The organism is Rhizobacter terrae, from assembly GCF_003852895.1.
Lineage (GTDB): Bacteria > Pseudomonadota > Gammaproteobacteria > Burkholderiales > Burkholderiaceae_C > Albitalea > Albitalea terrae.
The window spans coordinates 215,115-235,340 of the sequence record NZ_QUSW01000008.1 but is presented as its reverse complement, the minus strand read 5'-3'; the positions used below and the strand labels follow the sequence as shown (position 1 = coordinate 235,340).

At 66.3% G+C, this 20,226-nt stretch carries 13 protein-coding genes; 7 read left to right on the top strand and 6 right to left on the bottom strand.

From position 1 onward, the window contains the following. The first annotated feature begins 68 nt into the window (after positions 1 to 68). The gene (locus DZC73_RS24590; protein WP_124543015.1) at positions 69 to 266 is read left to right on the top strand and encodes a CsbD family protein; all 198 of its coding nucleotides are present in this window, start codon (positions 69 to 71) and stop codon (positions 264 to 266) included. 25 nt (positions 267 to 291) lie between these two features. On the opposite strand, the gene DZC73_RS24585 is transcribed toward DZC73_RS24590, so the two are convergent. Both DZC73_RS24585 and DZC73_RS24580 read right to left on the bottom strand, forming a co-directional pair. Further along, positions 292 to 1,557 (bottom strand): Nramp family divalent metal transporter, encoded by a 1,266-nt coding sequence (locus DZC73_RS24585; protein ID WP_124543014.1) that lies wholly within the window; start codon positions 1,555 to 1,557, stop codon positions 292 to 294. A 68-nt stretch (positions 1,558 to 1,625) separates the two neighbouring features. Then, entirely contained in the window at positions 1,626 to 2,099 is a 474-nt protein-coding gene (locus DZC73_RS24580) for a DUF4124 domain-containing protein (protein ID WP_161974723.1), read from the bottom strand. Between the two features lie 142 nt (positions 2,100 to 2,241). Between DZC73_RS24580 and DZC73_RS24575 the strand changes: the two genes are divergently transcribed. Then, on the top strand, positions 2,242 to 3,165 hold the full coding sequence (locus tag DZC73_RS24575) for a DMT family transporter (protein WP_124543012.1): 924 nt from the start codon (positions 2,242 to 2,244) through the stop codon (positions 3,163 to 3,165). On the opposite strand, the gene DZC73_RS24570 is transcribed toward DZC73_RS24575, so the two are convergent. From DZC73_RS24570 to dusA, 3 genes are all read right to left on the bottom strand, one after another. After that, on the bottom strand, positions 3,151 to 5,400 hold the full coding sequence (locus DZC73_RS24570) for a response regulator (protein WP_124543011.1): 2,250 nt from the start codon (positions 5,398 to 5,400) through the stop codon (positions 3,151 to 3,153). The genes DZC73_RS24575 and DZC73_RS24570 overlap by 15 nt on opposite strands. Beyond that, positions 5,397 to 12,287 carry a HAMP domain-containing protein gene (locus DZC73_RS24565; protein WP_124543010.1) on the bottom strand — a complete coding sequence of 2,297 codons (6,891 nt, stop codon included), beginning with the start codon at positions 12,285 to 12,287 and terminating at the stop codon, positions 5,397 to 5,399. Before DZC73_RS24565 ends, DZC73_RS24570 begins: the two co-directional genes overlap by 4 nt. A gap of 311 nt (positions 12,288 to 12,598) precedes the next feature. After that, positions 12,599 to 13,630 carry a tRNA dihydrouridine(20/20a) synthase DusA gene (gene dusA, locus DZC73_RS24560; RefSeq protein WP_124543009.1) on the bottom strand — a complete coding sequence of 344 codons (1,032 nt, stop codon included), beginning with the start codon at positions 13,628 to 13,630 and terminating at the stop codon, positions 12,599 to 12,601. A 155-nt stretch (positions 13,631 to 13,785) separates the two neighbouring features. Here dusA and DZC73_RS24555 point away from each other — a divergent pair, with 155 nt between their 5' ends. From DZC73_RS24555 to DZC73_RS24545, 3 genes are all read left to right on the top strand, one after another. Further along, the gene (locus DZC73_RS24555; RefSeq protein WP_124543008.1) at positions 13,786 to 15,192 is read left to right on the top strand and encodes an aryl-sulfate sulfotransferase; all 1,407 of its coding nucleotides are present in this window, start codon (positions 13,786 to 13,788) and stop codon (positions 15,190 to 15,192) included. Between the two features lie 232 nt (positions 15,193 to 15,424). Continuing rightward, on the top strand, positions 15,425 to 15,619 hold the full coding sequence (locus DZC73_RS24550) for a hypothetical protein (RefSeq protein ID WP_124543007.1): 195 nt from the start codon (positions 15,425 to 15,427) through the stop codon (positions 15,617 to 15,619). 1 nt (position 15,620) lies between these two features. Beyond that, entirely contained in the window at positions 15,621 to 15,827 is a 207-nt protein-coding gene (locus DZC73_RS24545) for a hypothetical protein (protein ID WP_124543006.1), read from the top strand. A gap of 7 nt (positions 15,828 to 15,834) precedes the next feature. On the opposite strand, the gene DZC73_RS24540 is transcribed toward DZC73_RS24545, so the two are convergent. After that, positions 15,835 to 16,464 (bottom strand): glutathione S-transferase family protein, encoded by a 630-nt coding sequence (locus DZC73_RS24540; protein ID WP_124543005.1) that lies wholly within the window; start codon positions 16,462 to 16,464, stop codon positions 15,835 to 15,837. Positions 16,465 to 16,645: 181 nt separating this feature from the next. Here DZC73_RS24540 and DZC73_RS24535 point away from each other — a divergent pair, with 181 nt between their 5' ends. Next, complete coding sequence (locus DZC73_RS24535; protein WP_124543004.1) at positions 16,646 to 19,150, top strand: GGDEF domain-containing response regulator; 2,505 nt, start codon at positions 16,646 to 16,648, stop codon at positions 19,148 to 19,150. A gap of 155 nt (positions 19,151 to 19,305) precedes the next feature. After that, a complete protein-coding gene (locus DZC73_RS30065) occupies positions 19,306 to 20,175 on the top strand; it encodes a PEP-CTERM sorting domain-containing protein (protein ID WP_235835263.1) in 870 nt (289 codons plus the stop codon). Positions 20,176 to 20,226: the final 51 nt, after the last annotated feature.

Here is a 20,226-nt window from a genome sequence, read left to right as displayed (position 1 = left end):
ATCCTGCCTGCAGGCTCACGGCACGAATCACGCGTCGTGTTCTTTCAACCCACCGAGAGGAACTGGACATGAACAAGGATCAAGTGAAGGGCGCCGCCAAGGAAGTCGCCGGCAAGGTTCAGAAGAAGACCGGAGAAGCCATCGGCAGCACCGAACAGGAACTCAAGGGCATGGCCCGCGAGACCGAAGGCAAGGCGCAGAAGAACCTGGGCGATGCGCGCGAGACCATCAAGGACTCGAGCAAGAACCTGAACCGCAAGCCCTGATTCCCGTGACCGGGGATGCGGCGGATCACCAGGTCCAGAACATTCCCACGACCGCCGCCGCCATCACGGCGGTGGCGATCCAGCCCAGCACGCGATGGCGCATCGTCAGGGTGAATTCGCCCAGCACGTCGCGCCGCGTGCCCAGCCACATCATGACGGCCATGATAGGCACGGCCACCACGCCGTTGACGACGGCGCTCCACACCAGCGCCTTGATCGGATCGAGCGCGCTGAAGTCGATCAGCGTGCCGCCCATCGTGGCCAGCAGCACCACTGCGTAGAAGCCCTTGGCTTCGGACAGCGTGTGGTCCAACCCAGAACGCCAGTGGAAGACGTCGGCCACCGCATAGGCCGCCGACCCAGCCAGCACCGGTACAGCCAGCATGCCCGTGCCGATGATGCCCAGCGCAAACAGCACGAAGGCATGCTCTCCCGCGATGGGCCGCAGCGCCTCGGCCGCCTGCCGCGTGGTCTGGATGTCGGTGATGCCGTGCTGGTTCAGCGTGATGGCCGTGGCCAGCATCACGCAAAAGGCGATGAGGTTGGAAAAGCCCATGCCGATCACCGTGTCCAGCTTGATGCGGTAGAGGTGCTCCAGCACGAAATGGCGGTGCTGCGCCAGGCCCAGCGAGGGCTCGTCGATGCGTTGCCGCTGTTCCGCCTCCTGAGCCGCCTGCCAGAAGAAGAGGTAGGGGCTGATGGTCGTGCCCAGCACGCCGACGATCATCGTCCAGTAGGCGCTGCCGGTGCTCAGGCTGGGCACCAATGTCTTCATCAGCACGCGCTCCCAGTCCACGTGCAGCATGAACACCACCGCGACGTAGGCCAGCAGCGCGAGCGTCAGGTACTTCAGCACCCGCACCATCGCCTCGTAGCTCAGCCACACCGGCAACACTGCGCACAGCACGCCGAAGAGCAAGGCATGGCCGTGCTCGGGGCCGCCCGCGACCAATTGCAGGGCCTCGCCCATGGCCGCCACGTCGGCCGCGATGTTCAGCGTGTTGGCGAAGACCAGCAGCGACACCAGCGCGAACGCCATCCAGCGCGGCATCACCTTGCAGATGTTGGCCGCCAGCCCCTGCCCCGTCAGCCAGCCGATGCGCGCACTGACCATCTGGATGCCGATCATCAGCGGCGTGGTGAAGGCCAGCGTCCACAGCATGCCCGCGCCGAACTGGGCGCCGGCCTGCGAATAGGTGGCCAGGCCGCTCGGATCATCATCGGCGGCACCGGTGATGAGGCCGGGGCCCAGGCGGCTGGCAAGGCGTTGGGCGTGTCGGAAGAAGAGCATGCGCAGACTCGAAAGGCTGCGCGGTTCTAACAGAGTTTCGCAGGGTCAGGTCGGGGTCAGTCGATCACTCAGTTCCACTGTGGCGGCCCGCACTTTTGGCTCGGATTCAGCACCGGCTCACCACACTGCGCATAGGCCTCGGCCTTCACCGACCCGTTGGCCTGGATGAAGGGCGCAAAGCACTCCTGGCTCTGGCGATAGGCCTGGTACGACTGCGCGCAGTCCGCATTCCCTGCGACGGGCTGCGGAATCGTCTGCGGCGGCCCGAAGGCCGCGGCCACCGGCTGCGGAACACTCTGGCGCTGCCGGGCCAGTTCAGCGGCCTGCGCCTTCTCACGTTCGGCCAGGGCCCGTGCCTGTTCGCGCTCCGCAGCCGTTCCACGGTTCACGCGCCACTCGATGCGCACCGCGGACGACTTGTAGCGCTCGGGCACCGAGTCGGAGAAGTGAACATGCCCCATCTCATCCGACCAGCGGTAGATCTCCGTGGCCTGCACTGCCGTTGCCGCCGCCATGACGAGGATTGCAATCTGCCATTTCATGATGTCTCCTTGCCTGCCGCCACCTGGCCGCCTGCCAAGGCCCCGCGGTCTCTCACGAAGTGCGGCACACGGCATGCCCGCCACGAGGCGCAGGCGGTTTGCAGGCATCATCCGCAGCTTCGAGACCCTTGCGCCCTCGCCGATGCAGTCCTCCCCGCACGCCTCGCACCACGCCCCCTGGCTGTCCTACCTCAGCCTCGCCAGCGCCATGGCACTGGTCGGCACCTACGTGGGCTTTTCCAAGCTGCTGGTGGTGGTGTTCCCGGTCTTCCTGCTGGCCTGGCTGCGCTTTGGCATCGCGGCCGTGGCCATGCTGTCGTGGGTGAAGCGTTCAGCCGCCGAGTCGCCCATGAGCCCGCACGACCGATGGCTGCTGTTCCTCGAATCCTTCCTCGGCAACTTCCTCTTCTCGATCTGCATGCTCTTCGGCGTCGCCATGACCTCGGCGCTGGCTGCCGGCGTGATCATGGCCGCCATCCCCGGTGTGGTCGCGTTGCTGTCCACCATCTTCCTCAAGGAGCGCATCAGCACTCGCGTGGCCCTGGGCATCGCCTGCGCCGTGGGCGGCATCGCGCTGGTGTCGCTGGTCAAGCACGAAGGCGCGGCCGGCGGCTCGCTAGTGGGCAACCTGCTGCTGGTGGGCGCGGTGTTCTGCGAGGCCAGCTATGTGGTCATCGGCAAGCGGCTCACGGGCAATCTGTCGGCCAAGCGAATCAGCGCGCTGGTCAATCTCTGGGGGCTGGCGCTGGTCACGCCGTTCGGGCTGTGGCAGGCGCTGCATTTCGACTTCAGCACGGTCCATGCCTCGTCGTGGGTGCTGCTGCTGTTCTATTCGCTGGCAGCGAGCATGTTCACCGTGTGGCTGTGGATGACGGGGTTGCGGCATGTGCCGGCATCGTCTGCCGGCGTGTTCACCGTGATGCTGCCTGTCAGCGCCGCGACGGTGGGCGTGCTGTTGCTGGGCGAGCAGTTCAGCGCGGTGCAGGCGGCCGCCTACGGGCTGGCGCTGGCAGGCGTCGTGCTGGCAACCTGGCCGGGTCGCGGCAATGGCTCAGCGGCCGTTTGATTCGGCAGTCGCGGTTTCGTCCTGGGCCGCAACGGGTGGACGTGCTGGCCACTGCGAGATCAACTCCACCAGCAGCCGCGGATCGGTCGGCTTGACGAAGTGCTTGTCGAAGCCGGCATCGCGGGCGCGCTGCTGGTCCTCTTTCTGCCCATAGCCGGTCAGCGCCACCAGCAATGCGTCCTTGGTGGCCGGCAGCATGCGCATGCGCTTGGCCACTTCATAGCCGTCCAGCACCGGCAGGCCGATGTCCAGCACCACGATCTGCGGCGCGAATACCGGCGCGCAGGTCAGTGCCTGCATGCCGTCGCCCACGGTCTTCACTTCGTGGCCTTCGAGCTGCAGGTACTGCGCCACGCTTTCGGCGGCATCCTGGTTGTCGTCAACGATGAGGATGCGCCTGCCCATCGCCGGCCGTGAGGTCCTGAACGCATCGGCCGGCTGAGGCTCATGGCCCACCACGCTCACGCAGGGAATGGTCACGAGGAACTCCGCGCCCTGCTTCGGGCCGTCGCTCTTGGCCTCCACGCGGCCGCCATGCAACTCCACCAACCGCCGCGCCAGCGTGAGGCCCACGCCCAGCCCGCCTTGCATGCGGTCCAGCGAGCGCGTGCCCTGCGCGAACAGGTCGAACATGCGCGGCAGCAGCGCCGGCTCGATGCCGATGCCGTTGTCGCGCACGACGATCTGCGCCTCGCCATCCTGCGCGGCCAGTTCGACCTGGATGCGTCCGCCGTCCTCGCTGTACTTGGCCGCGTTGTGCAGCAGGTTGGACACCACCTGCGCCAGCCGCGCGAAGTCCCCCTGCAGCCGCACCGGCGTCTCGGGCAGCTTCACCGTCAGCGTGTGGCCGCGCGCGTCGATGAAGGGCTGCGCCGTCTCCACGCTCTGCGCGATCACGGCGGCCAGGTCCACCGACTCGCGGTTGAGCTGGATCTTGCCCTGGCTGATGCGCGCCACGTCCAGCAGCTCTTCCACCAACCGCGTGAGATGCCGCACCTGCCGGTCCATCACGTCGCCGGCCCAGGTGAATTTCGGGTCCGGCGGCGCGATGCGGCGGATCACCTCCAGCGCATTGCGGATGGGCGCGAGCGGATTGCGCAGTTCATGCGAGAGCATGGCGAGGAATTCGTCCTTGCGCTGGTTCGCCTCCTGCAGCTCGGCCTCGGCCGTGCGCCGCTCGATGATCTCGGCCTGCAGGCTGCGGTAGAGGTGCGCGTTCTCGAAGGCAATGGCCGCGCGGCTGGCCAGTTCTTCCAACGCCGCCCAGTCGCGCACCGCCTTCACGGAATCGGGCTGCTGCGTGCCCACCACCAGCACGCCCAGCACGCGCTCGCCGATGAGCAGCGGCACGGCCACGGCCGAGCGCAGCAGCATGGGGCCGCTCAATCCGAACGACTCGCTGCTCATGCGCCTCAGGTGATTCTGCGAGAGCACCACGCGCTGCTTTTGCAATGCGGCCTCTTCCAGCGCCTCCTGCATGGCCGCCGGCAGCCGGCCGTGAGGCGTCTTCACCACGGCCACGAGCTGGTCCGCACCCGGCGCGCCAACCGTCACCTGCGACAGCGGCGAGCCGTCTTCCATCAATTGCAGCAGCGCGAACGAGGCGAGCCCGGGCACCACCAGTTCCAGCAGCAGCTGGGTGCCGATGGTCACGTCCAGCGAGCCGCTGAGGACACGGCTGGCGTGCGAGAGGAACTTGGAGCGGCGGTCGTTCTCCTCGGCCTGCAGGCGCGCGGTCTCGGCGGCCACCAGCGCCACGCGCTCGTCGGCCTGGCGCCGCACGCGCCGCTGCATCTGGTGCAGGTCCACGAAGACCTTGACCTTGCTGCGCAGCACGTCGGGCACCACGGGCGAGAGGATGTAGTCCACCGCGCCCAGCGAATATCCCTTGGCGGTCTGGATCTCGTCGGCATACGCCGTGATGAAGATGATGGGCGTGTGCGCCGAGCGCTTGTACTTTCGGATGAGCGCAGCCGTCTCGAACCCGTCGATGTCGGGCATGTTGACGTCCAGCAGGATGACCGCGAACTCGCGGTTGAGCACCTCGCGCAGAGCATCGCTGCCGGAGTTGACGAACACGAGGTTCTGCCCCAGGTCTTCCAGCACCGTGCCGAAGACCAGCAGCTTCTCCGGCAGGTCGTCGACGACCAGGATGTTGGACTTCTCGTCCCACACGTCAAGGTCGTCGGCGCCCGTCACCGCGAACGGTGCGGGCGCCGGTCCGTCGCGTTTCATTGGCACAGCCAGCTCCGCAGCACCGTCAGCATGTGCGTCGTGTCGACCGGCTTGGACAGGTAGTCCCAGGCCCCGGCCTCGATGCACTTCTCGCGGTCACCCTTCATCGCCTTGGCCGTCACCGCCACGATGGGCAGGTTCTTGCCGCGCTGCAGCTTGCGGATCTCCTTCATGGTGGCAATGCCGTCCATCTCGGGCATCATGATGTCCATCAGCACGATGTCAATCGAGGGGTCTTCCTGCACCAGGCGGATGGCATCGCGGCCGTTGTCGGCCGAGACGATGACCATGCCCTGGTCGTCAAGCACCGTCGCCAGCGCGAAGATGTTGCGCATGTCGTCGTCGACGATCAGCGCCTTCTTGCCTTCGAGCACGCGCTGCGAGTCGTACAGCGCCTGCACCGACTGCCGCTCCTGCTCTGACATCGCTGCCGTGCCGCGGTGCAGGAAGAAGGCGGTGGCATCCAGCAGGCGTTCCAGCGTGTGGGCCTCGCGCAGCGCGAAGGCGCTGTGGCCGCGCTTCCACTCGGTGTTGGCATCGGCCTGCTCGTCGCAGTACAGCACGATGGGCAACTGGCGGAACAGCGGCCGGCCCTCCTGCGTCTCGATCACATCTTCAGGCCCGAAGTCGTCGATCCGGCCGTCCGTCACGAGGCAGTCGATGCCGCCGCTGGACAGCTTGGCGCGAGCAGCCTGTGCGTTGTCAGCCACGTCGATCTGCGTCTCGCTGTCCAGGCACCTCAGGTACTCCTCGCGCAGCGGCGACGGCTCCATCACCACCAGCAGCCGCTTGGCACTGCGGTCGGCGAACTGGTAGAGGTGGGCCAGGGCGTCGTTGACCACGTCCACCGACTGCAGCGGCTTGGTCAGGAAGCCGATGGCGCCGGAGTTCAGCGCGCGCTGGCGCGAATCGTCCGTGGACACCACGCAGATCGGGATGTGCCGCGTCGCGAGGTCGCCCTTGAGGCGTTCGAGGATGCGCCAGCCTTCCATGTCGGGCAGGAAGATGTCCAGCGTGATCACCGAGGGCTGGTATTCGCGCGTCATCGCCAGCGCGGCACCACCCGTGGTACTCACCAGGCCCTTGAAGCCGTTGCGGCGCGCCGCCTCCAGCAGCACCTTGGCGAATCCCAGGTCGTTCTCCACGATGAGCAGCACCTTGTCGCCGGTGCTGATGTCGTTGCGGTCGTCGTCGGCCACGTTGGCTTGCAGCAGCGTGGATTCGGCCTCGTGCATCACGTCCATCGAGGACACCTCCACGGCGTCGCGCTTGGACGGGCTCCGAGTCTCTTCGCGGTCGCTGCGTTCGGCGTCGCGCTGGCGCTGTTCCACATTGGCCTTGGCCTCCACCTCGTGGGCACGGCCGCGATGCGCGCTGCGCACCGGGCTGTAGCTTTGCGGCAGGTACAGCGTGAAGGTGGAGCCTTCGGACGGCGCGCTCACCAGCTTGATCTCGCCGCCCAGCAGGCGCGACAGCTCGCGGCTGATGGCCAGGCCCAGGCCCGTGCCGCCGTACTTGCGCGAGGTCGATCCATCAGCCTGCTGGAAGGCCTCGAAGATGATCTGCTGCTTGTCCGGCGAGATGCCGATGCCGGTGTCCGACACCGAGAAGGCCAGCACAGACGGTGCGCGGTTGAGCTCCTCGTTGTCGCGCGACCAGCCGCTTTCCACCTGCGCGATGGACAGCGTGACCTGCCCCTGGTGCGTGAACTTGAAGGCGTTGGACAGCAGGTTCTTGATGATCTGCTGCAGCCGCTTCACGTCCGTCACCACCGACTTGGGCAGCGGCTGCACCGGGTTCATGACGAAGCCCACGTGCTTGGACTCCGCCACGTGGCGGAAGCTGCGGTCCACGCTGCGCTGCAGGTCGTCCAGGCGCAGCTCGCTCACGTCCACCGCCACCGTGCCCGACTCGATCTTGGACAGGTCCAGGATGTCGTTGATGAGCATCAGCAGGTCGTTGCCCGACAGGTGGATGGTCTTGGCGAACTCCACCTGCTTGGGCAGCAGGTTGCCCTCGGTGTTCTTGCACAGCTGGTCCGACAGGATGAGCAGCGAGTTCAGCGGCGTGCGCAACTCGTGCGACATGTTGGCCAGGAACTCGGACTTGTACTTGGACGTGAGGGCGAGCTGCTCGGCCTTTTCTTCCAGCGCCTGGCGGGCCTGCTCCACTTCCTGGTTCTTGCGCTCCACCTCCTGGTTCTGGTGGGCCAGCAGGCGCGCCTTTTCCTGCAGCTCCTCGTTGGTCTGCTGCAGTTCTTCCTGCCGGCTCTGCAGCTCCTGCGCGAGGGACTGCGATTGCATCAGCAGGTCTTCCGTGCGCATGTTGGCCGAGATGGTGTTGATCACGATGCCGATGGACTCGGTCAGCTGATCGAGGAAGGCCTGGTGCGACGGGTTGAAGCGCTCCAGCGATGCGAGTTCCAGCACGCCGCGCACCTGGCCCTCGAAGATCACGGGCAGCACCAGCACGTCGAGCGCCGCCGTCTGCGACAGGCCCGTGGCCACGCGGAAGGCATTGCTCGGCACGTTGGTGAGCAGGATCTTTTCCTTCTCGATGGCGCACTGCCCCACCAGGCCCTGCCCCAGTTCGATCTCCTTGCCGTGCGAGGCCTGGCCGCCCGAGGCGTAGCTGGCGAACAGCTTGAGCTTGGGCTCGTTGTCGATGTGGGTGAGCACGTAGAACTCCGCCTGCTGGGCGCCCACCACCGGCGCCAGTTCAGACAGGATGAGCTGGCCCACGGTGACCAGGTCCTTCTGGCCCTGCAGCATGCGCGAGAACTTCGCGAGGTTGGTCTTCAGCCAGTCCTGCTCGGTGTTCTTCTGCGTGGTGTCCTTGAGGTTGCGGATCATCTCGTTGATGGTGTCCTTCAAGGCCGCCACTTCGCCCAGCGCCTCCACCGTGATGGACCGCGTCAAGTCGCCCTGCGTCACCGCGGTGGCCACCTCGGCAATGGCACGCACCTGCGTCGTGAGGTTGGCCGCGAGCTGGTTCACGTTCTCCGTCAGGCCCTTCCAGGTGCCCGAGGCGCCCGGCACCTTGGCCTGGCCGCCCAGCTTGCCTTCCACGCCCACTTCGCGCGCCACCGAGGTCACCTGGTCCGCGAAGATGGCCAGCGTGTCCGTCATGCTGTTGATGGTGTCGGCCAGCGCGGCGATCTCGCCCTTGGCTTCCACCGTCAGCTTCTGCTTCAGATCGCCGTCGGCCACGGCCGTCACCACCTTGGCGATGCCGCGCACCTGCGACGTCAGGTTGCCTGCCATGAAGTTCACGTTGTCGGTCAGGTCCTTCCAGGTGCCGGACACGCCGCGCACCTGGGCCTGTCCGCCCAGCCGCCCTTCGGTGCCCACCTCGCGGGCCACGCGCGTCACTTCCGCGGCGAAGGACGAGAGCTGGTCCACCATCGTGTTGATGGTGGCCTTGAGTTCGAGGATCTCGCCTTTCACGTCCACCGTGATCTTCTTGGACAGGTCGCCCGCCTGCACGGCCTTGGTCACGTCGGCGATGTTGCGCACCTGGGACGTGAGGTTGGAGGCCATGAAGTTCACGGAGTCGGTCAGGTCCTTCCAGGTGCCGGCCACGCCTTGCACGTCGGCCTGGCCACCCAGCTTGCCTTCGGTGCCCACCTCGCGGGCCACGCGGGTCACTTCAGCCGCAAACGACCGCAGCTGGTCCACCATGGTGTTGATGGTGTTCTTCAGCTCCAGGATTTCGCCCTTGGTGTCCACGGTGATCTTCTTGGAGAGGTCGCCCTTGGCCACGGCCGTCGTCACTTCGGCGATGTTGCGCACCTGGGAGGTCAGGTTGCCGGCCATGAAGTTCACCGACTCGGTCAGGTCCTTCCACGTGCCGGCCACACCCTGCACGTCGGCCTGGCCGCCCAGCTTGCCTTCGGTGCCCACTTCGCGAGCCACCCGCGTCACTTCGGCCGCGAAGCTTCGCAGCTGGTCCACCATGGTGTTCACGGTGTTCTTCAGCTCCAGGATTTCGCCCTTCACGTCCACCGTGATCTTCTTGGACAAGTCGCCCAAGGCCACCGCCTTCGTCACGTCGGCGATGTTGCGCACCTGCGAGGTGAGGTTGGAAGCCATCGAGTTCACCGACTCGGTCAGGTCCTTCCACGTGCCGGCCACGCCCTGCACGTCGGCCTGGCCGCCCAGCTTGCCTTCGGTGCCCACTTCACGGGCCACACGCGTCACTTCCGCCGCGAAGGATGAGAGCTGGTCCACCATGGTGTTGATGGTGTTCTTCAGCTCAGAGATTTCGCCCTTCACGTCCACCGTGATCTTCTTGGACAAGTCACCCGCCGCCACCGCCTTCGTCACGTCGGCGATGTTGCGCACCTGCGAGGTCAGGTTGCCGGCCATCGAGTTCACCGAGTCCGTCAAATCCTTCCAGGTGCCGGACACGCCGCCCACTTCGGCCTGGCCACCGAGGCGCCCTTCGGTGCCCACTTCACGGGCCACGCGGGTCACTTCCGCGGCGAAGGACGAGAGCTGGTCCACCATCGTGTTGATGGTGGCCTTGAGTTCGAGGATCTCACCCTTCACCTCCACGGTGATCTTCTTGGACAAGTCACCGGCCTGCACGGCCTTGGTCACGTCGGCGATGTTGCGCACCTGGGACGTGAGGTTCGACGCCATCGAGTTCACGGAGTCGGTCAGGTCCTTCCACGTGCCGGCCACGCCCTGCACTTCGGCTTGACCGCCCAGCTTGCCTTCGGTGCCCACCTCACGGGCCACACGCGTCACTTCCGCAGCGAAGGACCGCAGCTGGTCCACCATGGTGTTGATGGTGTTCTTCAGCTCGGAGATCTCGCCCTTCACGTCCACGGTGATCTTCTTGGACAAGTCGCCTGCCGCCACCGCAGTCGTCACTTCGGCGATGTTGCGCACCTGCGAAGTGAGGTTGCCGGCCATGAAGTTCACCGACTCGGTCAAGTCCTTCCACGTGCCGGCCACGCCCTGCACGTCGGCCTGGCCGCCCAGCTTGCCTTCGGTACCCACTTCACGGGCCACGCGGGTCACTTCAGCCGCAAACGACCGCAGTTGGTCCACCATGGTGTTGATGGTGTTCTTCAGCTCCAGGATCTCGCCCTTCACGTCCACCGTGATCTTCTTGGACAAGTCACCCGCCGCCACCGCCTTCGTCACGTCGGCGATGTTGCGCACCTGCGAGGTCAGGTTGCCGGCCATCGAGTTCACCGAGTCCGTCAAATCCTTCCAGGTGCCGGACACGCCGCCCACTTCGGCCTGGCCACCGAGGCGCCCTTCGGTGCCCACTTCACGGGCCACGCGGGTCACTTCCGCGGCGAAGGACGAGAGCTGGTCCACCATCGTGTTGATGGTGGCCTTGAGTTCGAGGATCTCACCCTTCACCTCCACGGTGATCTTCTTGGACAAGTCACCGGCCTGCACGGCCTTGGTCACGTCGGCGATGTTGCGCACCTGGGACGTGAGGTTCGACGCCATCGAGTTCACGGAGTCGGTCAGGTCCTTCCACGTGCCGGCCACGCCCTGCACTTCGGCTTGACCGCCCAGCTTGCCTTCGGTGCCCACCTCACGGGCCACACGCGTCACTTCCGCAGCGAAGGACCGCAGCTGGTCCACCATGGTGTTGATGGTGTTCTTCAGCTCGGAGATCTCGCCCTTCACGTCCACGGTGATCTTCTTGGACAAGTCGCCTGCCGCCACCGCAGTCGTCACTTCGGCGATGTTGCGCACCTGCGAAGTGAGGTTGCCGGCCATGAAGTTCACCGACTCGGTCAAGTCCTTCCACGTGCCGGCCACGCCCTGCACGTCGGCCTGGCCGCCCAGCTTGCCTTCGGTGCCCACCTCGCGGGCCACCCGCGTCACTTCAGCCGCGAAGGACCGAAGCTGGTCCACCATGGTGTTCACGGTGTTCTTCAGTTCCAGGATCTCGCCCTTCACGTCCACCGTGATCTTCTTGGACAAGTCGCCCGCGGCCACCGCCTTCGTCACGTCCGCGATGTTGCGCACCTGCGAGGTCAAGTTGCCGGCCATGGAATTCACCGAGTCCGTCAAGTCCTTCCACGTCCCGGACACGCCTTCCACCCGCGCCTGGCCGCCCAGCGAGCCTTCGGTGCCCACCTCACGCGCCACCCGCGTCACTTCCGACGCGAAGGACCGCAGCTGGTCCACCATGGTGTTGATGGTGTTCTTCAGCGTGAGGAACTCGCCCTTCACGTCCACGTCGATCTTCTTGGACAGGTCACCCTTGGCCACCGCGGTGGTCACGTCGGCGATGTTGCGCACCTGGTCGGTCAGGTTGCCGGCCATGGAGTTCACCGAGTCCGTCAGGTCCTTCCAGGTGCCGGCCACGCCCTTCACCTTCGCCTGTCCGCCCAGCTTGCCCTCGGTGCCCACTTCGCGGGCGACGCGCGTCACCTCGGCGGAGAAGTTGCCCAGCTGCTCCACCATCTTGTTGATGGTCTTTGCCGTGCGCAGGAACTCGCCTTCCAGCTCGCGCCCTTCCACCTCCAGCGCCATGGACTTGCTCAGGTCGCCCTGCGCCACCGCGCCGATCACGCGGGCCACTTCCGAGGTCGGGTGCACGAGGTCGTCGATGAGCGCATTGATGCTGTCCACCTGCTCGCCCCAGAAGCCCCGGGCCTGCGGCACGGAGGCGCGCTGCTTGAGCTTGCCCTCCTTGCCCACCACCTGGCGCAGGCGGGAGATCTCGGCGGCCATGCTGGCATTGAGCTCCACCACGTCGTTGAAGGCATCGGCCACCTTGCCCGGCAGGCCGGTCCAGTGCGCGGGCAGCCTCACGGTGGCGTCGCCCTTGCGCAAGGCGGTGAGCGCATTCAGCAGCGCCGACAGCTCCTCGGCAGGGGCCAGGAGCGTGGATTCGTCGTAGGCAATCATTGGCAGGTCCCCGTCATCAGGTTCATCTCGAACCCCTGTCCCCCACATTGCTTCCACGCGCACGGACACCCGGCACGAGCGTGCGCACGCTTGAACGCGAACATGGGCTGGCTGAGAGCACAGCCCGTGCCACGCGCATCAGGGTCTGTACGAGGGCGCTGTTCTCCCTGGGACGCCAGGGCTTTGCGGGGCGTGGATGAGGTGAGAGTTACCTTGCGGGAACAGCCGCCCCGGAAAAATTTACGGCGGCGTTTGCACCGGCGCGGCAGGGGTGGGCAAGGCCTTCCATCGACGTCTGGACGCCTCGCCCGTCAATCGCCCACGGCCGGCGCCAGGGCGGAGCTGGCGGACATGGCCTGCCGTCCCAGCCGGGCCGCGGTGGCGAGGTCGGCGACCTCCTGCGGCGGCAGTGTCTTCAGGCGATGGTCTGACCACACCTGCCGCCAGCGGCGGCCGCCAGGCATGCCGTTCCACAGGCCCAGCATGTGCCGCGCGACATGCGACCACGGCGTGCCCTGCGCCACGCAGCGCGCCATGTAGGCCACCATCTGCGCTTCCACCTCGCAACGCTCGCGATGCACGGGCGCATCGCCGAAGAAGCGCTGGTCCCATCCAGCCATGATCCAGGGGTTGTGGTAGGCCTCGCGGCCCACCATCACGCCGTCGATGTGGCCGAGCTGGTCGGCGATCTGCTCCTCGGTGGTCACGCCGCCGTTGATGCAGATGGTGAGCGCGGGGAAGTCGCGCTTGAGCCGGTGGACGATCTCGTAGCGCAGCGGCGGGATCTCGCGGTTCTCCTTCGGGCTCAGGCCCTTGAGCCAGGCGTTGCGCGCATGAACGGTGAAGACCTCGCAACCGGCGTCGGCCACGGTGCCCACGAAGTCGCGCACGAACTCGTAGCTCTCGGTCTTGTCCACGCCGATGCGGTGCTTGACCGTGACGGGAATGCTCACCGCATCGCGCATGGCCTTCACGCCGTCGGCCACGGTGTGCGGCTCGTTCATCAGGCAGGCACCGAAGGCACCGCGCTGCACCCGTTCGCTGGGGCAGCCGCAGTTAAGGTTGACCTCGTCGTAGCCCCATTGCTGAGCCAGCTTCGCGCCGTGGGCCAGGTCGTCGGGCTCGCTGCCGCCCAGCTGCAGCGCGACCGGGTGTTCTTGCGCGTTGAAGTCCAGGTGCCGCGGCACGTCGCCATGCAGCAGCGCGCCGGTGGTCACCATCTCGGTGTAGAGCCGGGTGCGCCGGGTCAGCAGGCGGTGGAAGTAGCGGCAGTGGCGATCGGTCCAGTCCATCATCGGAGCGACGGACAGGCGCCAGGGGTTGTGGGTCACGGCGGGGAGCATGGAAGCAGGAGAGCGGATTTTCGCATCGCCTCGACCGTTCGGCGTTCGACTGACAGATTCGAAGTCCGCAAGGGGACAAGGCGCTTGCTTGCAAGTACCGAGCCGCACGTGCACGATCCGCCCAGGCGGTTTTCGTCCAAAGGGAGACTTGTGCAATGACCAATTGCAGTGGGATTCTTCGCCCTGTTCGTCAAGCCAATTGGCGGCAGTTGATTACCCTGCTCATTGTCGCCATGACCATTCTGGCCGGCTGTGGCGGCGGTGACGATGTATCTGTCTCGGCAACGGTGCAGGACAAGGGGCCCATCTTCCGGAGTCTGGACATATCACTGTCTACGGCGTCTGCCGTAGATGTCGAGTACTGGAGTCCGGGCGGACCGCGCCTGCGCGTTTCCAGCTCTGACAACGCTGTCTCGCATACGCTGGCACTCCCCAGATTGCGCGCGGAGAGCACTTACCAATATCGCGTAGGACTGAGAACGTCCGCAGGCTCGACCATCTGGGTCCATGCCGGCACGTTCACGACGGCGCAGTTGCCTGACGATCTGCGTGCCATCACTTTTTCGCCATCGGGGACTGCCACGCAGCCACTCGTGTTCCTTTCTGTCCGGTCAACCTTCAATGGCGGTGTCATTGTCGATACACAGGGGCACATCGTCTGGTACGGTCGCACAACAGCTCCACAAGGTGCAGCGCAGCGCGCGAACGGCAACTGGGTCGTCCTTACAAACTCACTGACGGAATTCAATTCGCTTGGCGAGGTCGTGTCAACGCTGCCTTCAACGAGCCTCCCGGCTGGGCATGGAATGCATCATGGCGTCATAGCCACCCCGGCCAATACCTTGCTGTTTCTGACCTTGGACCCTCGAGTTTTCAACGGGGTCACGATCCAGGGCGAGGAAATCTGGGAATGGGATCCCCAAACCAATGCGCTCGATCGTCGCTGGCGCGCCTTTGATTTTCTTGACCCGACGGTGGACATTGGTCCGCGGTCAGTGCCCAACGATTGGTTTCACGCCAATCATGTGTCGGTTGGCCCCAGAGGAAACACGCTGGTCTCCTTCCACTTCCTTGATCAGGTCATTTCTATTGCCCCTGGTTTCGGCTCTATCGAGTGGCGACTTGGGGGCGTCGGAAGCACATACACTGTTACCCTCGACCAAGTGACCTCCGGGCAGCATTCAGCCCGTGAAGTGGCCCCGAATCACGTGCTGCTCTTCGACAACGGCTATGCCAGAGCGGACGGCAGCCACTACTCTCGAGCGCTGGAACTGGCCCTGGATCCTGCCACGCACACAGTCAACACTGCATGGCAGTATCGGCCGAACCCGGACATTTGGGCCACGATCATCAGCTCTGCCCGCCGTGTCAGCAACGGGAACACGGTCGTCACATTCGGCACACCAGCCGGTCTGGTGGGGGCAACCGGACCAGTCTCCGTGCATGAAGTGTCGGCCTCCAGTGCGCTGCTTTGGCACATGGATATTGGGTTGCCTGCAGGAAGCAGCGTGTTCCAGGGAGATCCCATTCAGTCCATTGGCGGGGAGACCGAGGTGCCCTGAAGAACGCCTGGCTCAAGGGCCGGAATTCGCACCTCCAGGAACGGAACATCATCCAGTGGCTGATCTTTGCGCGGCGGCGCGTCATCCATGCTTCACCCAGAGCGTTGTGGTGCTTCATCGCGATATGTGCGGGGGATGATGTAGGCATCAGCCGACACGCATTCGGGCATCCGGCCGAATGCGCCGGTCACGCGGCCTCCCTAGCATGGAGTCAACATCAGCAGGAGGCCCCATGACAGAACTCCAACACGCACATCCGGCATCCAGCGCCTGGGTCGACCGTTGTGCGCAGCAACTGCTCAGGCACCGCATCGTGACCCCGCAGGAAGCGGCCGAGCTGGCCCGTGAGCTGCATGCATCCTTCGGCGGCCAGGGCTGCCCGGAGCAGCTCGCCGACGACCTGTTCCGAATGCCCCTGGAGGCTTGAGATGGCCGTCTGGACCAGCTACCCCAGCATGCCGCAAAGGCCCTGGCAGGACCTGTTCGCCCGCTACCTGGAAACCCTTCGGCCCGAGATCAGTGAAGACGTGCGCCGCGAACTGGCGGCCGTGATGTGGATCGAGTGCTGCGACCTCACCCCCTTCGAGGCCGCCGAACTGGAAGCCGCGTCGTGGCGGGAATTCCGCGCGCACTGACCGCGGCTCAGCCGGGCCAATGCCGTGCGAATACCGGCGCCACCAGCGGATGCTGCTCGATGCGCTGAAGCGCCTTGATGAACTCCGGCCGCGTGGCCTTCAGGTGGGCCCGCGTGCCTGACCACTTCGACACGACGGCCGCCAGGAAGTCCAGCCCGCCCGGCGCTTCTCCGTTCAGGAAAGGCCGCGCCGGGAAGGTGTCGGCGAAGATCTCCCAGCAGCGGTGCAGCTGGTCGCGCGCGCCGCGGCCGATGCGCTGGCGGGCCGATTCGTCGATGTCCACGCACCAGCGCTCGGGGTAGTCCGTCACGCTCACCGCCGAATAGCAATTCGCCGCGATGAACACCAGCCCGCGAATGGCCTGCGAGCGCATGGCGTGGTCCGGCGGCAGGATGTGCGACTGCGGAAACTCCAGCCCCAGGTGGATGAGGATGGCCGCGCTCTCGGTGAGCACGCTGCCGTCGGGCAGTTGCAAGGTGGGAATCTGCACCAGCGGGTTGGCCTGCCGCAGCTTGCTCAGGGCCGAATCGGGCTCCCACGACGAAGCCCTGACCACGCGGAATGGCGCCTGTGCCGCCTCCAGCGCCACCTCGATGGCGGCCGAGCCCGAGCCCTGGGTTCCGAAGAGGGTGTACATGGCGGCGCATTCTGCGCCTGCCGGCCGGCAACAACGCGATCGAGGAATTGTTCTCGGCTTTGCCCTCGGTGCAGGCCGGTATTGATCCGCGGCGCAAATCCCCACTCCATCGGCGCCAGTGACATGAGACACTGGCTTTTCGTTCCCACAACAAAAGCCCACGGCATAGCGCGGACCCCACATGCACCGCCTGCTGTTGATCGAGTCGTCTCCCACATTGCGCCGCGGCATGGAAAAGCTGCTGCTTCGGCACAGCTTCGACGTGCACTCGGTGCCCGCGGACGAGGCCGCCCTGGCCGACCTGGACCGTGAGGTATCGCACGGCCTGTCGGGGGTGCTCATCGGTTGGTCCACCGCCAAGCCCGCCGTGCGGCAGGCCCTCATGCGGCGCCTGGGCCAGGCCGACTGCCAGCGCGTGGCGGCGATGCTGGTGCACTCGGACTTCGAGCCGCTGGACGAATCGGGCATCCACGAGCGCCCCTACAGCCTCGCCCTGCCCTGGGACCGCCATGCCGAAGCCCCCCGCCTCACCCGCGGCCTGCTGGCGCAGGTGGCGCGCGAAACCCGCCGCCGCACGCCCTCTGCCGGTGGGGGCCTGAAGATCCTGCTGGTGGACGATTCGCGCACCAGCCGCGTGACCTACCAGCGGCTGCTCAAGAGCCATGGCTACGCCGTCACCGCCTGCGACAGTGCCGAGGCGGCGCTGGAGGTGGTGAAGGGCACCGAGCGCTTCGACCTCGCCATCGTCGACTACTACATGCCCGGCATGAACGGCGCGCAGCTGTGCCATGCCCTGCGCGAGCTGCCCGCCACCCGCGACCTCACGCTGGCCATCCTCACCGGCTCCTACGAAGACGGCCTGATCAGCGACTGCCTGGCCGCCGGCGCGAGCGAGTGCATGTTCAAGACCGAGTCCAACGAGCTCTTCCTCGCCCGCGTGCACAGCATGGCCACGCTGCGCGAGCGCGAGCTGCGGCTCGAAGGCGAACGCATGCGGCTGGAGCTCATCCTCGGCTCGGTGGGCGATGGCGTGTACGGTGTGGACCGCGAAGGCCACATCACCTTCGTCAACCCTGCCGCGCTGCGCCTGCTGCAGTGGCCCGATGCCGAGCGCGTGGTGGGCATGCTGGCGCACCAGAAGATCCACTTCGCCGACGAGCGCGGCAAGCCCATCCCGCCTGACACCTGCTTCCTGCAGCAGGCCTATGAACTGGGCGATTCGCTGAGCAACTGGGAGACGGTGTTCTGGCGCGCCGATGGCCATGCCTTCAGCGTCGAATGCACCGTGCGGCCGCAATACCGCGACGGCGACTGCGTGGGGGCGGTGGTCGCCTTCCGCGACATCGCCGAGCGCAAGCGCTTCGAGGCCGAGCTGCAATGGCAGCTGCACCACGACCACCTCACCAAGCTGTACAACCGCGCGTACTTCGAGAACGCACTGGAGCAGGAATTGCTGCGGCTCAAGCGCAGCGCCGAGCGCTCCGCCTTGCTGTTCATCGACCTGGACCGCTTCAAGCACGTCAACGACACCGCCGGCCATGCGGCAGGCGATGCGCTGCTCACCAGCATCGGCCAGAAGCTGAAGTCCCGCTCGCGGCAGTCCGACCTGGTGGCGCGGCTGTCGGGCGACGAATTCGCGGTGCTGCTGCGCAACGTCGATGAGGCGCACATCGCCTCGCTGGCCGAACAGTTCCGCACCATCCTCGACGAGACGAACTTCATCTACGAAGGCCGCGCCTTCGAGGTCTCCGGCAGCGTGGGCATCGCGCGGCTGAACCGCCACACGCTCACGCCGGCGCATGCCATGAACTGCGCGGATGCGGCCTGCCAGATCGCCAAGCGCCATGGCCGCAACCGCATCCACATGTTCGATGCCAACGACGATGCGGAGATGCTGGCCAGCCTGGAGCAGTCGTGGTCCGAACGGCTGCGCAGGGCACTGGCGGCGGGCGACTTCTCGCTGCAGTTCCAGCCTATCCTGGACCTCACCCGGCCCGTGCTCTACGGCTACGAAGTGTTCCTGCGCCTGGTGGATGCCAGCGCGCCGCTCGCGCCCTGCGCCTTCTTGCCGCAGGCCGAGCGCTTCGAACTGATGCCGGCGCTGGACACCTGGGTGCTGGATCACCTCGCCTCGCTGATGACGCATCGTCGCCCCCCGCAGGGTGCACGGCTGCACGTGAACGTGGCCACGTCCTCGCTGATGGACCCCGGCTACCGCGCCCGCTTGTCGAACCTGCTGCGCCGCGGCATGTTCGCGCCCGGCCAGCTCTGCCTGGAACTCAAGGACCAGGACGGCCCCCACCGCCTGGCCACGCTGCTGCCCGAGCTGCGCGAGCTGACGCGCCTGGGCCTCACATTGGTAATGGATGGCTACGGACGGGGCTTCGTCGCGCTGGACGACCTGCGCCGCCTGCCCCTGGGCGCGGTGAAGTTCGATGGCGACATCGTGCAAAGCCTGCAGGGCGACGAGCTGGGCGAGCCCCTGCTGCGCGCCATGACCGGGCTGGCCCACGCGCTGAACCTCGTGGTCATCGCGCCGCTGGTGGAAGACGCCGACACCTTGCGCCGCCTGCGTGCGGTGGGCGTGGACTGCGCGCAGGGCTTCGCGCTGGGTTCGCCCGCGCAGATGTGGCGAGACCTCGGAGAAGACCACATCGCCACCGCCCCTCAGGACCTGGTCGCCTGAGCATCACCTGACCCACCCCCAAGTTCGGGGGGTTGCCCGCACTGCCGATTCGGCGCATTTTCCGCAGGCGATCTGGCGGGCGGATCGAGCTCCCGGGTTGTGTCGCCCGCGCACAAGCAGTTGCCATCCAGGCACCTTCTCCACTGGAGGACACCATGACCATCGATCGTCTGCATCGAGCCGCTCGCGCGGGCTCGATTGCACTGTCCCTGCTCGGCCTCAGTCCGTTGGCCGGCGCGGCGTTCATTTCCGGCCCCGGAGACCCCGACTACGACACGATGTTCCAGGGCGCCAGCGCGCATACCTTCGCCGACCTGGGCTTCTCGGTGGGCAGCGGCGCCGGCCAGCTTCACATCAGCACCGGCACCTGGACGGACCCGAGCGGCCTCATCTTTGGCAGCCTGGTCGCAGGACATGAGAACGTCACGGGCAACGGCACGACCATCAACAAGATGACCTACGGCTACACCCAGCCGTCGCTGGTCGCCAACCCGGGCAACGCGCGTGACTATTCGTGGATCCAGAACAGCGCGGGCAGCCTGAGCGACAAGCCCTCGGACGACAAGCCCTGGACCGGCAACATCTTCGACCTGGGCGGCGCTGCCAACAAGGCGGTGGTGTTCCCCATCGTCGACCATGGCCCGCTGCCCTACGAGGTGGTGGAGTACACGGTCTACCTCGGCAACGATCCGACCTCCTCCAGCCTGTCGGACTGGCACCTGGCCACGCTGAGCGAGGTCTACATGCAAGGCTGGGAGGCCGACTCCACCGCGCTGGCAGATGGCTTCACCACGGTGTGGACCTTGTCGGACCCGACCGCGACCTTCCGCTACGTCTCGGTGGCCGCGGTGGGGTCTCAGGCCTTGCGTCCGTACTTCGGCGACGACGATGAGATCGACGCGGTGGCCGGCCTCACGGCTTCGGGCGGCGGCGTGGGTGCCGTGCCCGAGCCGGAAACCTACGCGCTGATCCTCGGCGGTCTCGGCCTCGTCGGCTGGAAGGCCAGGCGCCAGCGCAAGGACTGAACCCGCTCTCGCCAAAGACAAAGGCCCATCGCCTTGTGGGCGATGGGCCTT

Bases quoted from the DNA above. Each gene is read 5' to 3' on its own strand.
- DZC73_RS24590 (WP_124543015.1), top strand. From the start codon at position 69: ATGAACAAGGATCAAGTGAAGGGCGCCGCCAAGGAAGTCGCCGGCAAG.
- DZC73_RS24585 (WP_124543014.1), bottom strand. From the start codon at position 1,557: ATGCTCTTCTTCCGACACGCCCAACGCCTTGCCAGCCGCCTGGGCCCC.
- DZC73_RS24580 (WP_161974723.1), bottom strand. From the start codon at position 2,099: ATGAAATGGCAGATTGCAATCCTCGTCATGGCGGCGGCAACGGCAGTG.
- DZC73_RS24575 (WP_124543012.1), top strand. From the start codon at position 2,242: ATGCAGTCCTCCCCGCACGCCTCGCACCACGCCCCCTGGCTGTCCTAC.
- DZC73_RS24570 (WP_124543011.1), bottom strand. From the start codon at position 5,400: ATGAAACGCGACGGACCGGCGCCCGCACCGTTCGCGGTGACGGGCGCC.
- DZC73_RS24565 (WP_124543010.1), bottom strand. From the start codon at position 12,287: ATGATTGCCTACGACGAATCCACGCTCCTGGCCCCTGCCGAGGAGCTG.
- dusA (WP_124543009.1), bottom strand. From the start codon at position 13,630: ATGCTCCCCGCCGTGACCCACAACCCCTGGCGCCTGTCCGTCGCTCCG.
- DZC73_RS24555 (WP_124543008.1), top strand. From the start codon at position 13,786: ATGACCAATTGCAGTGGGATTCTTCGCCCTGTTCGTCAAGCCAATTGG.
- DZC73_RS24550 (WP_124543007.1), top strand. From the start codon at position 15,425: ATGACAGAACTCCAACACGCACATCCGGCATCCAGCGCCTGGGTCGAC.
- DZC73_RS24545 (WP_124543006.1), top strand. From the start codon at position 15,621: ATGGCCGTCTGGACCAGCTACCCCAGCATGCCGCAAAGGCCCTGGCAG.
- DZC73_RS24540 (WP_124543005.1), bottom strand. From the start codon at position 16,464: ATGTACACCCTCTTCGGAACCCAGGGCTCGGGCTCGGCCGCCATCGAG.
- DZC73_RS24535 (WP_124543004.1), top strand. From the start codon at position 16,646: ATGCACCGCCTGCTGTTGATCGAGTCGTCTCCCACATTGCGCCGCGGC.
- DZC73_RS30065 (WP_235835263.1), top strand. From the start codon at position 19,306: ATGACCATCGATCGTCTGCATCGAGCCGCTCGCGCGGGCTCGATTGCA.